Source organism: Comamonas sp. A7-5 (assembly GCF_039581385.1).
GTDB classification, from domain to species: Bacteria; Pseudomonadota; Gammaproteobacteria; order Burkholderiales; family Burkholderiaceae_C; genus Comamonas; species Comamonas thiooxydans.
Genome location: NZ_JBCPWO010000001.1, coordinates 173,789 through 188,186 on the forward strand (window position 1 = coordinate 173,789; position 14,398 = coordinate 188,186).

Genomic DNA, 14,398 nt, shown 5'->3' on the forward strand with positions numbered 1-14,398 from the left:
GCCCGCTTCTGCACACGATGCGGCCTGGTGTTCGAGCACTCCGGCGATAGCCATGCCGCAGTGGCAACTGCGCCGCCCATGCCTTTAGGTGCCTCGCAGACCATTGACAGCTCAAGCCTGGCCCCTCCCCTGATCGAGCCCATGGATACACCCGCGCCAAGGCCACCACAGCCGGAGCCTGCCGCACGCTTTGCGCAGCGCAATGACCGCACGCCGGCCTTTCCCCAGGAACCGGTGCGCGGCAGCAATGCCTGGATCAAATGGGTGGCGCTGGCACTGCTGGTCGCAGCCATTGCGGGTGGTGTGATGATGGCAAGCAATATGAAGGGCCTGACCAGCTCGGGCAATAGCGCATCCAGTTCGTCCCAAGCCGGCAAGGATGGTATTTCGCCCGAAGACAAGGCCAAGGCCGACGCCCTGGTCGGCCCGCTGGGCGGCAGTACCGCAGCGCAAACGGCACCTGCCGAAAATGCCCCGATTGCCGGCGCCGTTGACAACGCGCCCGCCACTGCAGTCACCCCCGCAGCGACGACAGCAAACACTGCCAGCGACGCACCCGCGCCTGCGGCCAGCCCGGAGCCGTCCTCAGCCCCGGCATCTGGCAAACCACCCGTGCCGGCCCCTGCAAGAACACCTCCAGTCAAGAAGAATGCCGCGCCATCCCTGGATGACCTGCTGGATTGAAAGCCATGAAAAAACTCAAACTCACTGTGCTCGCCTGCGCCGCAACCCTGCTCGGCGGCTGCGCCAGCTTGCAAGATGCCTCCACATCGCTGAGCTGCATGCTCTCGCGCGTCACCAATTCCGCAGACCCCAGCTGCGGCCCCGGCAGCGGCGCGCCCGCGACCGCTGTTTCGGGCGGGCAGAACGAGCGCTTTGCGCGTCTGCAAGCCGCTCTGGATCAGGAGACGCAGCATGCGCAGAGCATGCAGGCCCAGGCCGTGCAAGCCATGCAGAAGCTGCCGGCCAAACAACGCGCAGTGGCTGGGCCGGTACAGACCAGGACCGTCAGCATCGCCGACGGACAGTCGGGTCAGGCACACCAGATGCGCAGTTTCTCAGCACTGACCGTGGAGATGCCGCTGGCCGCCAAGGGTCGCAGGGAATATACCCAGGCCATGAATGTGCTCAAGGAACTGGCCAATGAACTGGCCGACAACCGCGGCTCGTCGAGCATCGTGGTCGATCAGTCCGACGAGGATGTCAGGGCCGGGCGCGTGAATACCGCCACTGGCACAACCCAGTCCAAAGGCGGCAAACCCGTGACTGTCATCAAGAAGATAGATACTGGTCTGCCCGCCGGCGTGGAGCGTTACACCATCGAAGCCGGCGAGATCCGCGGCAAGCTTTGACCCCCGGCCAGCCAGCGGCTCATCGCGCCACACCAGCCAGCCTCAACTACCAGACAGGACGAAAAATGAGAGAGCAACCCCTGGGAGAAATACGTTTTGCCACCCTCGCCAGAGCCGCCGAAGGACTGACTCAGTGGCGACCGCTGCTGCTGTGCTTTCTGACACTGCTGCTGACCGGTGCACTGATAGCAGGCGCGGCCTGGATGCTGGTCAAGGCCGGCTTCTTCATGTACCTGATCTTCATGCTGGCGGCCGTGGTCGCGCTGCTGGCTGGCTCTTCGGGCGTCGGCATCATGCTCATGGACAAGGCCAGGAACGAGCCCGTACGCTCCTTCTCGGCTGCGGCATCGGCCGGTCTGCTGTGCCTGCCCAAATTCCTGCTGGTCGGACTCGCGATATTTGTTGCCACGCTGGCCTACTACCTGCTGGCTGCCGTCATTTACTTCATCTGCAAGATTCCCGTGCTCGGCGGTATTCTGGCCTTTGTGGCCCACCCGATTCTGGTGCTGGTCGCCGCAGCCTTGCTGATCGCCATGATTTGGGTCGTCGGCCCGCTGATGGGCCCTGCGCTGTGGAGCGGCCTGTCCGTCAAGGCTGCGCTGGCCAATGTGCTGAGCATCGCGCGCAAGCGCCTGGTCGAAGTGGTGCTGATGGAAGTCGTGCTCTATGTCATTTTGGGCCTGGTCTGCTTCATGCTGTTTGCCGGACTGGTGCCTGCAACCGTCTCCCTGACAGGGATGGCCATGAGCATTACCGGAGATGGCTCCATGGCCGGCATGTTCATGGGCGGCGGCTACGGCCGTGGCTACGGTGGTGGCTTCAACCCCATGGGCATGATGGGTGGCGGCAGCACCGGCCTCATCGCCGGCCTGGGCGTTCTCTATTGCGTGGTGGGCGCACTGCTGGCCCAGGTGGCCATCATGGGCATGAATCTGATCTATCTGCAGGCCCGTGAAAGCGTGGACCCTGCCGAGGCCGAGGGTGCGCTGGACAGCCTGATTGGCGATGTGCGCAAAAAAGCCGAGGAAGCCAAGGCCCAGACCATGGCTGCCGCAGAACGCACCATGGCCGCGGCCGAGCGCGCCAAGCAGGCTGCCAGCGAGCGCCTGCAGGAAGCCACAGCCAAGCACTCCGCCACCGACACCCCGCCCGGCACCGACAGCAATGCCAGCGCTGGCGCAGCAGCGGCTGCCGCAGGCCTGACTGCCGCCACAGCGGCATCCACCGAGCAGGCGTTTGCAGAGCAGCAGGCGCGCGAGCGTGCTGCCGCCGATGGGGCGGAAAAAGCACATCAAAGCGCTGAAGAGGCAGCCGCCCGCCAGTGTAGCGAAGCAGAAGCGGCACGCCTGCGTGCCGAGGCCGAAGCAGCCCGTCTAAAGGCTGAAGCCGAGGCCACCGAGCAAGCTGCACGAGAACGTGCGACACGTGAACGTGCGGCTGCCGAAGCTCAGGAACTGGCCGCACGCCAGCGGGCCGAAGCCCAGGCCGCAGAGCGCGCAGCACAGCAAAAGGCCGCTGAAGAGCGCGCCGCAGCCCAGGCGGCCGAAGAAGCACGTCAGCAAGCCGAAGCCGAGCAACTGGCCAGGCAGCAGGCTGCCGAGCGTGAAGCAGCCCGCGCCCGCGCCGAAGCAGAGGCCGCCGAGAAAGCCCGCCAGACTCAGGCTGCGCCAAGCTGCCCCGCCTGCAGCGCCCCCGTGGCAGCCAATGACCTGTTCTGCGGCGAATGCGGCAACAAGCTCAAGTAGAAGCTTGCATAAAAAAGCCTGCAGCGCTTTCGAACAAGCGCTGCAGGCCAAAAGCAAAAAAGGGGCCTCAGGCCCCTTTTTTTTGTGCTCCCCGGACTCAGAGCCCGCAAGCCTGTGCGACCTGCTCCTTGAGCCCCTCGGTCGATGGCTCGCGCCCCGTCAGCGCCAGCAGTCCGCAGGCCAGCGAGCCCTGCCAGTGCACATAGTCATGGCCGGTGCTGTGCACGCGCTGCACGACCTTGTTGCCCTTGGCACGCAGCACATCGCCCAGCTCCTGGCTGGTTTCGCGTATGCCTGCCTGACCACCGCGAGCCCCTTCGTATAGGCCGGCATCAAAGTAAAAGCGAATGGGCAGTTGCGGTGCTTGCTCATACTGGCGAGCCAGCCAATTGGGCGGCTCGCCCTTGGGTGCCCACCAGTAGGAGCCCGAAAGGCTGAGCACATTGCCAAACCACTGCGGATAGCGCAGCGCCACATAGCTTGAGGCCAGGCCGCCATAGCTCGATCCTGCAATCACCGTGCGCTCAGGCCCTGCCGCTATGCCCTGTGCCTTGAGCCAGGGCATGAGCTGCTTGCCCATGAAGTCCGCAAACACCGGGTTGGGCGGCAACTCGCGGCTGCGCGCGTCGCCTGCGCCATTAGCCACCAGCACGACGGCCGTTGCCGGCAGCAGGCCGTCGGCCATCAGGTTGTCGACGATGGCGGGCGTGGGAACCTGGCGCAGATAGGCCTGGGCGTCAAACAGCACCAGCAGGGAACGCTGAGCCGCATCGGCCTGCTGCCAGCCCTGCGGCTTGTAGATCCAGATATCGCGCCCATTGCCCAGCGCCTGGCTGTCCAGCCAGTGACGCTGCAACTGGCCAGTTGCCACGCTGGCACGGGACTGGCTCCAGGGCTGGGGCGGCGCCTTGGCCAGTGTCAGCACGGAGCGCCCGTCGTAGCGATCCTGCACCGCCTGCAGATCCGCAGACCGTCCCCAGCTCTGGCGATTGAGAGGGTCGCGCTGCAAGGTGGACAGAATGGATCGGCGCTGAATCATGGCATCGGCCGAGACCGCTGGCACATCGGGCGCAAAACCATAGCTGAGCCGTGCATCCCTGGGCATGACGAAACTGGCCCACCAGACATCGCTTCTTCCGAGGCGCTGCAGAGGCTCATGGTTGCCCGATGGACTTCCGAACAGCCGCACGGACTGCCCGGCGCCGCGCCAGACAAAGCTCACCAGCTGGTGCTCGGCATCCCAGGGCTCGATCAGCGGCGTGCCCTGGCGTTCCATTTCCTGCCAGAAGCTGCGGCTGTCGCCGCCCTGCGCCAGCCGCGCCTGCAAGGCCTTTAGCCTGGGGCTGCGCAGCGGCTCTGGTTCGATCTCTGCCGCAGGCACATGGCCGGCCGCCAACGGCGCCAGCACCTGGGTGATCGTCAGCTCGTAGGCGCCAGGAATGGGCGCAGCATAGGCCGGAGCACCGCTGTGCCCGTCCTGCACCGCCGACATGCCGTTTGCTGCCGACACATAGGGCTGGACCTTCTCTGCGCGCAGCACCAGACGCTCCTTCGCCATGCCCCGGCTTTGCCAGGTGAATGCGTGATCGACGCCTGCGCCCTGACTCAGCCTCCGCAGATGGCGCCCGTCAGGCGTTTCCACATCCAGCACAACGCCCAGCGCCTGCAGATTGCCTCGCACCACGGCACCTGCCGGTGCCTCCAGCTGCAGGCTCAGCTTCTGTCCCGGCGCCAGCCTGCCGGAGAGCGGCTCCCGCACCGAAAGCAATGAGGCTGCCTTGGCCGCGCTCTGAGCGGTGTCAGCAGGCAAGGGCCGGGCCGCACCGGCCGGGCCGCCGATGCCGACACTGGCCGCAAGCAGACCAGGAACAAGCAAGGAGCGCAGCCCTTTTCCGGATGGCCTGTGGCCCGTCACCAGCAAACACAAACCTTGAAGATGTTCATGCATTGATGCGTCCCTCGCCTCAGAAGTCCACGGCGGCGCTGATGCGCACGGTGCGCGGTGCACCCACGGTCAGGAAGTTGTCGGCAAAGGCTCCAGCCCAGTAAGTGCGACCAAAGACGTTGTCCACCGTACCGCGCAACACCACCTTCTTGTCGGCAATGCGCGTGGTGTAGCGGGCGCCGACATCAAAGCGCGTCCAGCTCGGTGCACGCAAGGTGTTGGCAGAGTTGACCCACTGCTTGCCCGTATGCACCAGGCGTGCGTTCAGCGCCAGACCGGCCACGCCCGGCACATCCCAGTCTGCCGCCAGATTGGCCGCCCAGCGCGCCGCGCCGAAAGCATCATGGCCGTCGTTGTTGCCGCCCTGGGTGCTGGTCAGCTTGGGCTGCAGATAGGTGATGCCGCCCAGCACGCGCAAGCGGGGGCTCAGCGCACCAAAGGTATTCCACTCCACGCCGCGATTGCGCTGCTCTCCATTGAGCTTGAGGGTATTGGCCGCCGTATCGATGGTGGTCGAAGGCTTCTCGATCTGAAACAGCGACAGCGTATTCGTCCAGCCTGCGCGGCGCCACTTCACGCCCGCCTCCATCTGCTTGGATTTGTAGGGAGCGAATGTCTCGCCTGCATTGGCATAGGTGGAGCCCACCTCGAGACCGGGGCTCAGCCCCTCGATGTAGTTGGCGTAGAAGGACAGATCCTCGCCCCAGGGCTTGGCCACCAGCCCCAGCATGGGAGTGACGGCGCTCTCGTCATAGCCCTTCATCTTCTGATTCACGCGCTGGTGGCGCACTCCCAGCGTCAGCTGCAGCCTGTCCTGCAGCAGGCTCAGGGTATCGGCCACGGCGAAACTGCGAATCACATTGTCGTTTTCCTGGCGCACGGCATTGCGCGGGCCTGCCAGAACCGGCAGCACCGGGTCGTAGATATTGGTGGTGTAGCTGCTGCTGACCACGATGGGCAGCGCGCGCCCGCTTTGCTGCTGCAGCTCGTTGAACGAGAACACCAGCTGATGGCCCACATCGCCGGTTCTGAAGCGGCCTCGCAAACCCGCATCCAGCGCCGTGCTGTTGGTATAGCCCTGCAGGTTATAGGTCTGACCCACGGCAGAGCCGTCTCCCACGGCATTGAGCACCACGCGCGTGCCCGTGGGCTGGCCAGCATAGTCATGCCAGGCCTTGCCTAGGCTGCCGTAGAGCTGCCAGCTGTCGCTGAGCTCGAAGCTGCCGCGCAGCGCCACCGATTTGTTCTCCACTTCGGTGTTGACGCCGCGGAACAGATTGTTGCTGGCATCCGGCGCGCCGATCAGATTCTTCATCTTGCCAAAGCTCACCATCACCGGGCTGCCGTTGTCCAGGTTCACCTTGTAGTGATAGGCATCCAGCCCCAGCGTGAAGCGATCGCCCTGATAGTCCAGCGCCACGGCGCCCAGACGGCGGCGGCGCTTCTGGTCATCGACCTCGGTCTCCCCGCTGGACAGCGCGCCGTTAAAGCGTATGCCCAGACGGCGCTCGGGGCCGAAGCGCCGCGATACATCCACATGCTCCTGCAGCTGCGAACCCGAGGTGAAGGTGGTGGTCAGCCGCGTCAGATCATCGGCCAACGGCTTCTTGCTGACCACATTCACCACGCCGCCCACCGCTCCACTGGGAGCCATGCCGCCGAGCAGCGCACCCGGGCCCTTGAGCAGTTCCACGCGCTCTATCATCTCGGTCGGCACATGGCTGTCGGGCGCCAGGCCATACAAGCCATTGAATGCCACTTCGCTGGCGTTGACGTCGAAGCCCCGAATCACATAGTTCTCGTTGACATGACCGGTATTGGTGGTGAAGCGCACCGAAGAGTCGTTTTCCAGCACGGCAGCTACCGTGGCCGCATTCTGGTCGCGGATCAGTTCTTCGGAGTAGGCGGTGATGTTGAAAGCAGCATCCATTACATCCAGGTTGCCCAGCAGCCCCAAGCCTGCGCCCTTGGCGACCTGAGCACCAGGGGCAAGCGCAGGCAGAGCGCTGCCGTCCTGCTTGCCGGAAACCGTGACTTCGCTCAGGCGTTTTTCCTGCCGGTCCGTCGTCTGGGACTGCGCCTGGGCGCCGGCACTCAAAACCACCAACACAGCCAGCCCTACGGCTGAGCGGGGGCTGCAGCACACAGCAGAAGACAGCCAATGCGCGAATGGAGCGAACTGCGTGGATGCGAGCGCTGAAGCCGACGGCGCCTTGCCTGCGCCGCCACGAACTGGGGTTGCCATGTAGACCTCGTTTTTGATCGATCTCCTATGGCTAAAACGAAGTGCGTGGCTAAGGCTTGTTGAGAATGAATCTCAATTATTTAAATTGTATAACAAGCAAACCTTCTCAAAACGATAGCAGCAAGCGATTTCCATGCATAACGATAAACCGCTTTCAGGGCTGCCCCCCTGCGGGATTTTCCGTTTCGCAGTTCTGCTCGGCGTTCTCACTCATCAGCACACGCACCACCTTGCGGGCATCGGCATCGAAGACTGCGATATCGGGGCAGTAACGGGCACCTTTGGGCGTATCGACCTTGCGGTAGCTTGCGCCATAGGCCTTGAGGATCTGGGGTGGCTGTCCGGCTCTGGGCTCGGCCAGCACCGTCACCTGGTTCTGGCCCATGCTCGCAGCAGGATCGGCATCGCACCAGTCGGCAGCGGGCTCCTGTCCCAGACTCAGCTCGCCGCCCCGCTGGTAGAGGCCGGCAGGCCAGCGCACATGGCCTTGCGCATAGTCCGGCACCTGATAGCAGGCCATGAGCTTGCCGCCCTTGCGCACTGGCAGCATATAGCTTTCAGCCTGCTCGACCAGTTCCAGCCCTGCGGGCTTCCAGGCATAGATGTTTACACCATGGCTGCAACAGCTGGCACGCCATTCGCTGTAGATGCGCCTGGCCTTGCCATCGAAGGCGGGCGAGCTGATGTCCTGCAGGGCCTGCGGCCCCAGCACCAGCTTCTGCGTGCCCGGGTCGTAAAGCCAGGTGCGGTGCTGAATATTCGGCCCCGCAGGCAGATCCAGCGCCTGGGTCAGATCCGGCCAGCCATCAAAATTCGCATCCACCCAGCGCGGCTGCACCAGCCAGCAACTGCCCACGGCAGCGGTTGGCAGGCTTTGCTTAAGACGCCCCTGCTCATAGACCTGAATGGCGGAAACCAGGAGATCCGTATGTTCGCCGCAGTCAGCCAGAGAGCGCAGCTTCTGATCCATCAGCAGACGCAACTCGTAATGCACTGCATGGGAGAAATCCGGGGACTGGCGCAGCAGATTGACCGGCCAGCGCTTTTTGCCGTCCGCGGACTGCCACTGGCCCTGCAGACGCGGTGGCGCCATGCCCGGCAAGGCCGCTAGCGACCAGCGGCCCGAAGGCTTGGGATCGCTTGCACCCGCCATCGGTGTCTCCGTCAGCTGTCCGCTTGCCGAGCCTTCCAGATCAAGTGTTGCGCCGGGCCGATTGCAGGGCTCGTAGCAATAGCTGCCTCCGACAGCGCCGTCGAGCCGCCACAGCTCCAGCTTGACCGCCTTGCCGGCGATCTCACCGCGATAGCTGGCCGACCAGACCACCGCTTCATGCGGGGCGTCTGCCGTCTCGGCATGCGCCATCGGCGCCCAGCTCATGAGCGCCATCGCGATATTCAGGCCCGCAGCCAGGCCAGTCAGGCATTTCAACGTCATATCACTTCCATTCACTTCGATCACCAGGCTCGTATTCGTATTTGCATCATGCCCGCAGCAAACCTTTTAATGTGCGGCCAATATGAATGCTGCAAGATGTGACAGATCTGAGTACAAGCGTGGGCAGGCGAAGCGATTTATGCAATCAGACAACAACACACAACAAAGCCGCAATATGGGCCTGCTGGTCGCAGCCCAGTCCCTGGGAGGTGCCTCTCCGCCCATCATCATCTCACTGGGCGGTCTGGTCGGGCAGCAACTGTCGTCCAATCCCGCTGCGTCCACCTTGCCGGTCAGCATCTACCAGCTCGGGCTGGCGCTGTCCACACTGCCGGCCGCCTGGATCATGAACCGCATGGGCCGCCGCGAGGCCTATGTGCTGGGCGCCGTTCTGGGCGTGATCTCCGGCGTGGTCGCCGCGCAAGGCATTGCCCACAGCGACTTCGTCACCTTCTGCATCGGCACGGCGCTGGCCGGCTTTTATGCGGCCTGCGTGCAGAGCTACCGCTTCGCCGCCACCGATATGGTGAGCGAGCCAGCGCAACAGGCCAAGGCCATTTCGCGCGTGATGATCGGGGGGCTGATTGCCGCCATCATCGGGCCGCAGGTGGTGATCTGGACGCGCGACGCCTTGCCCGCCACACCGTTTGCCGGCAGCTTCTACAGCCAGGCGGTGCTGGCCCTGCTGGCCCTGCCCTTACTCATGGGCCTGCGCCTACAGCCGCCTCAGATCAAAACCGCCGTGGCTGGCGACGCCAGGCCTCTGGGAGAAATTGCCCGCACCCCCCAATTCGTCGTGGCCTGCGCTGCCGGTGTGGTCAGCTACGGACTGATGGCGTTCCTGATGACCGCCGCCCCCATGGCCATGGTGGGCTGTGGCCATAGCGTGGGCGAAGCCGCCATGGGCATTCAATGGCATGTGCTGGCCATGTTCGTGCCCAGCTTCTTTACCGGCAAGCTAATTGCACGTTATGGCAAGCGGCCCGTGACCGCTCTGGGCCTGCTGATGATAGGCGCGGCCGGAGTGCTGGCCTTGATGGGGCTGGACATCTTCCACTTCTGGGGCTCGCTGATTTTGCTGGGCGTGGGCTGGAACTTCGGCTTCATCGGTGCCACGGCGCTGCTGACCGAGTGCTACCGCCCCTCGGAACGCGCCAAGGTGCAGGCACTCAACGATTTCCTGGTCTTCGGCACGGTGGCCGTGGCCTCGTTCGGATCAGGGCAGTTGCTGCACAGCGCCGGCTGGAACGGCATCAATATCGGCATGCTTCCGCTGGTAGCCGTCGTGCTGGTGCTGCTCGGCCTGCACAGCCAGCGCAGGGCAAACGCCTGAAGCCGGCAAGGCGATTGCTATCAACATCAGAGCTACTGGCGATTGCTGGATGAGCGCATCCGGGTCTTTCCGCATCGAAGTCATTGCATATCAGTCGCAAAGAGCTATTTTTTTGATAAACCCGTATCCGATGCGAATGCGCTCATCCTGCATCGGATGGACTGAGCCTGCCCCCACAGCAGACAGGCAGCCAGACTGCCGCCTTGGCGCCTGGCGAACAAACTGCCTCGGCACATGACTGCGGGCTGTCGAGGATTACCTCGGCCCCATCCCTCAAAGCGGCTACTCAACCCTGGCTCCGACCCTGTCCAAAGCCACGGACCCAACATACCGAGGCAGCCAGGCCAGGCACCGGTAGGTACTGCAAGCTTCTAAAAATGGGTAACGCTCGGGGCACAGTTCAGCGTGCCCCCAAGCCTGCGCCGAGAGCAGCGGCCAGGCAGGAAGCAGGCCTTCGAAGGCCTGCGCGACTTGCTCAGAAGCTATCAAAGAGCCCAGACACTCAGGCTCCGAGCCCCAAGCCCACGCCTTACAGGTCTCTCGCTCACGACCCAGACCCACCATGCGGCGTGAACCGATCTGCGTCAGCCAGCGCATGAGACCAATGCTTACGCAACCTACAACGGCGTCACATTTGCATCTCATGCGGATTAGAAAAATCCTTACGAACTCGCATATTGATAAGCGATTTCTATAGAAATAGTATTTCCACAAAATTAAACAAAAGAATGAAGTTGATAGAAAAATTGTATTTAGTCACGTATAGCCCGAATCCTGTGAACACCAGTCAGATGAGCTGAACGCAGCAGACAGCCAGCGTCAACTCTGAGGCCCGAACAGGATTCGCTGAACACAGGACTGGAGGTTGACCATGACATCTTCCGAACTCAGCGCAGCATCCGAACTCGTAGCCGCCGTTTTCACCGAGCCGCGTTCGCTGATCCTGTTGCTGCTCCTGCTGGCTGCCAGCATCAGCGACCTGCGCACACGGCGCATCCCCAATCGCCTGACCTTCGGCGGTGCCGCTCTGGCCCTGCTCTACGGCCTGCTGGCCCCTCACCCTCATACCGGCGGCTTTTTCTGGGCGCTGGGCGGCCTGGCAGTAGGTCTGGCCTTGATGCTGCCTCTCTATCTGCTGCATGCCCTGGGAGCTGGCGACGTCAAGCTGATGGCCATGGTCGGCAGCTTTCTCGGCCCAGCAGCCGCCTGGCAGACCGTGCTCTTTGTCTTCATCACCGGCGGCCTGGTAGCTATCACCTACGTACTCTGGCATCGCATGGCCGGCAAGCTGATGCGCAACTCGGCCGAGGCAATGCAGCTGCTCTACGTCAATGTCGCTGCGGGGATCCGTCCCGATGCCCGCTCCAGCTCGGCGCACTCGATAGGCAAGCTGCCTTACGGCGTCAGCATCGCCCTGGGAACCCTGGCGTTCCTGGTCGCTCGGCAGTTCACCTGGGTATAGCCACTTACACAACGGCATAGCGGGAGCCTTCCATGAAAAACCTCAAAGCTTTGGTTCTGTTTATCCTCGCAGCACTGGCCAGCCTGGCAGCGGCGGTCTACGCCGCCAACTGGGTGGCCCAGCGCGGCAGCCTGGACGCCGACAAGGTGGTCGTCGCTGCCACCGACATTCCACTGGGCGGCAAGATTTTGCCGAACATGCTGAACACGGTGGACTGGCCCCGGGGCTCGATACCCGATGGCGCTTTCCATGATATGCAACAGCTACAGGATCGCGTCGTCAAGGTCGGAGTGCTGCGCGGCGAAGCCGTGCTCGAAGGTAAGCTGGCTCCTGTAGGCACCAAAGGCGGACTGGCTGCCGTCATCGCTCCGGGCAAGCGGGCCATGACGGTACGCGTCAACGATGTAGTCGGTGTTGCGGGCTTCGCCCTGCCCGGCAACTACGTGGATGTGGTGGTCAATGCCCAGCAGGAGCAGAACGGCAAGACAGAAGAGTCACGCCAGATCAGCAAAACCGTGTTGGAGAACGTGCTGGTTCTGGCCGTGGCCCAGGAAGCCGATCGTGACGAGACCAAACCCAAGGTGGTGAGCGCCGTCACGCTCGAGTTGAGCCCGGAAGATGCCGAGAAACTCGATCTTGCACGCAGCGTGGGCACTCTTTCACTGGTGCTGCGCAACCAGATTGACAAAGATCCCACCAGCACTGCTGGCATCACCAAGCACCAGCTGTTTGGAACACCAGAGGCAGCCCCTGCACCGGTCAAGGTCGCAGCTCCTGCCAAACCCGTGATGCAGCGAGCCAGGCCCGCACCCCAGGCTTCGACAGCCACCTGTGTCGAAGTGATCCAGGGCGGTGCTCGCACTCTCAACTGCTTCTGATCTTCTACTCGCAACAACTAAGAGAGGTCGGCCGTGCAACACCATCACCTATACATAGCAGCCAGCATGCTGCTCGCCAGCTCCACGCCTGTGCTGGCCCAATCTGCGGGCACACCTGCCCAGCCCCCCGGCCCTGTAGCTACGGCTGCTCCCGCAGCGCCCCGCAACACCCTGCCCGCCAGGAATTGCACGGCCATCCGCACGGAGGATCCGACCACGGTCACTCTGGGAAAATCCGTGGTCATTCCGCTGAGCTCGCCCATGGCGCGCATCCTGGTGAGCGGCCAGACGCCCGGAGCGGGCCAGGCAGCAGCACCCATGGCCGCTAATGCCCAACCGCAAATGCAGAACGGCATGGGTGATATCGAGGTCCAATTGCTCAGCCCGCGAGACCTGTTCTTTCGCGGCCGCAAGTCCGGCTCCATGAACGTCATCCTGCAAAACGCCCAGGGCACCTGCTTTATCAAGGACGTGATCGTCACCATGGACCCAGGACCGCTGCAAACCAAGCTCAGCGAGCTCATGCCCGAGGAGCGCGGCATTCGCGTCCAGGGTGCCGACAATGCCCTGGTTCTGAGCGGAGAGATCAGCAATCCGCTACGCCTGGACGATGTGGTGACGCTCGCCGGCGCCTACAGCGACAGCAAGAAGATCGTCAACCTGCTGCGCACAACCTCACCGCATCAGGTAATGCTGGAAGTCAAGATCGCCGAGGTCAGCAAGACCTTGCTCGACAAGCTCGGCGCCAGCTTCGCCAAACAGGCCATCAATGGTCAGAACACCTACACCATCGCCTCCAACTTCCTCAGTGGCGGCAACGCGCTGTTAAGTGCCCTGCGCATCGGCAAGGCCTCGCTCAACATCGACGGCCAGAAGGACGACGGCCTGGTCCGCATCCTGGCCGAACCCAACATCATGGCCATCAGCGGCCAACAGGCCAGTTTTCTCTCGGGCGGCAAGATCTTTATTCCCGTGTCGCAGAGCAATACCAACGGCGTGCCAGTGATGACACTGGAGGAAAAAGAGTTCGGCATCGGCGTCAAGTTCACGCCCACTGTACTGGGTAGCTCACGCGTCAATCTCAAGCTGGTCTCAGAAGTGTCCGACCTGTCTCAGACAGGCTCACCCTTCACCGCCATCAATGGCGTCACCTCCGTCATTCCCTCGCTTTCGGTGCGACGCGCGGACACCACGGTGCAGCTCAATGACGGGCAAAGCCTGGTCATTGCCGGCCTTATCAAAAACAATATCACCGAGGCCGTCAAACGCTTTCCGGGACTGGGTGAAATACCTGTACTCGGCGCGCTGGCCCGCAGCACCGAGTTCCAGACCGATCAGACCGAGCTGATGTTCATCATCACTCCGCGCCTGGTACAGGCTCTCGCAGAAGTACCCAGAGTGCCCACCGACAACCATGTCCCGCCCTCACGCGCCGAGGTCTATCTCAACGGTGCGCTGGAAAGCTCCAAGCCCGCGTCAACCGCGAAGACGGCGCCCGCCGCAGCCATGCCATCCGGCACTGCAACTCCAGCTCCGGCACCTGCTCCGGTTTCAGCACCTCAGGAGCTGCAACCGCAAGCACCGGCCGAGCCCTCGGTTGACCGTCCCGCCCCCCTGAACCCGCCCACCTGAACCGGAGGCAAGCCATGATCGAACGCAGCATCCTAATTCCCGTGGCCCTCGCAGCCCTGCTTGCGGGCTGCGGCAGCACAACCCCTCACTACGACGCTCGTTTTGGCGAGGCTGTGCGCACCGCCCGCATGCAGATGACCCTCAACCCTGAAGCCGGCAAGACTCCTGGCGTCGGTGTGGATAGCGCCACCGGCATGGATGGTCGTGCCACGGCGCACACCATGGACCGCTACGAGCAAAGCTATAAAACCCCGCCACGAGCAGTCAATGTGATCAATATTGGCGGCTCACTAAGCAGCAATTCCAGCGGTGGTGGGGGTGGCGGCACCCCCTAATCCTCGGAATTTCCCGAAGCCGATTTACCAGTTCCA

Annotated in this window: 11 protein-coding genes; 8 read left to right on the forward strand and 3 right to left on the reverse strand. The window is 63.2% G+C overall.

The genetic code is table 11. The features are described 5' to 3' along the window. Nucleotides 1-78 precede the first annotated feature (78 nt). The 3 genes from AAIL67_RS00730 to AAIL67_RS00740 all read left to right on the forward strand — a co-directional run bounded on the left by AAIL67_RS00730 (nucleotide 79) and on the right by AAIL67_RS00740 (nucleotide 3,097). Nucleotides 79-684, forward strand: coding sequence for a zinc ribbon domain-containing protein (locus AAIL67_RS00730; protein WP_343483354.1), 606 nt, complete (start codon nucleotides 79-81; stop codon nucleotides 682-684). 5 nt (nucleotides 685-689) lie between these two features. Next, nucleotides 690-1,352, forward strand: coding sequence for a hypothetical protein (locus AAIL67_RS00735; protein ID WP_343483147.1), 663 nt, complete (start codon nucleotides 690-692; stop codon nucleotides 1,350-1,352). A gap of 65 nt (nucleotides 1,353-1,417) precedes the next feature. Then, a complete protein-coding gene (locus tag AAIL67_RS00740) occupies nucleotides 1,418-3,097 on the forward strand; it encodes a zinc ribbon domain-containing protein (protein WP_343483148.1) in 1,680 nt (559 codons plus the stop codon). Between the two features lie 97 nt (nucleotides 3,098-3,194). On the opposite strand, the gene AAIL67_RS00745 is transcribed toward AAIL67_RS00740, so the two are convergent. From AAIL67_RS00745 to AAIL67_RS00755, 3 genes are all read right to left on the reverse strand, one after another. Further along, on the reverse strand, nucleotides 3,195-5,045 hold the full coding sequence (locus tag AAIL67_RS00745; RefSeq protein WP_343483149.1) for an enterochelin esterase domain-containing protein: 1,851 nt from the start codon (nucleotides 5,043-5,045) through the stop codon (nucleotides 3,195-3,197). A gap of 16 nt (nucleotides 5,046-5,061) precedes the next feature. Continuing rightward, a complete protein-coding gene (locus AAIL67_RS00750; protein ID WP_343483151.1) occupies nucleotides 5,062-7,287 on the reverse strand; it encodes a TonB-dependent siderophore receptor in 2,226 nt (741 codons plus the stop codon). Nucleotides 7,288-7,441: 154 nt separating this feature from the next. Then, nucleotides 7,442-8,722 carry a hypothetical protein gene (locus AAIL67_RS00755; protein WP_343483152.1) on the reverse strand — a complete coding sequence of 427 codons (1,281 nt, stop codon included), beginning with the start codon at nucleotides 8,720-8,722 and terminating at the stop codon, nucleotides 7,442-7,444. A 139-nt stretch (nucleotides 8,723-8,861) separates the two neighbouring features. On the opposite strand from AAIL67_RS00755, the gene AAIL67_RS00760 reads away from it, so the two are divergent. From AAIL67_RS00760 to AAIL67_RS00780, 5 genes are all read left to right on the forward strand, one after another. Then, nucleotides 8,862-10,055 (forward strand): MFS transporter, encoded by a 1,194-nt coding sequence (locus AAIL67_RS00760; protein WP_343483153.1) that lies wholly within the window; start codon nucleotides 8,862-8,864, stop codon nucleotides 10,053-10,055. 871 nt (nucleotides 10,056-10,926) lie between these two features. Next, nucleotides 10,927-11,517 carry an A24 family peptidase gene (locus AAIL67_RS00765; protein ID WP_063661068.1) on the forward strand — a complete coding sequence of 197 codons (591 nt, stop codon included), beginning with the start codon at nucleotides 10,927-10,929 and terminating at the stop codon, nucleotides 11,515-11,517. A 32-nt stretch (nucleotides 11,518-11,549) separates the two neighbouring features. Further along, nucleotides 11,550-12,395 (forward strand): Flp pilus assembly protein CpaB, encoded by an 846-nt coding sequence (gene cpaB / locus AAIL67_RS00770; RefSeq protein ID WP_063661067.1) that lies wholly within the window; start codon nucleotides 11,550-11,552, stop codon nucleotides 12,393-12,395. A 66-nt stretch (nucleotides 12,396-12,461) separates the two neighbouring features. Further along, a complete protein-coding gene (locus AAIL67_RS00775; protein WP_063661066.1) occupies nucleotides 12,462-14,027 on the forward strand; it encodes a type II and III secretion system protein in 1,566 nt (521 codons plus the stop codon). 14 nt (nucleotides 14,028-14,041) lie between these two features. Beyond that, nucleotides 14,042-14,362: a hypothetical protein gene (locus AAIL67_RS00780; protein ID WP_063661065.1), complete on the forward strand. Its 321-nt coding sequence runs from the start codon at nucleotides 14,042-14,044 to the stop codon at nucleotides 14,360-14,362. Nucleotides 14,363-14,398: the final 36 nt, after the last annotated feature.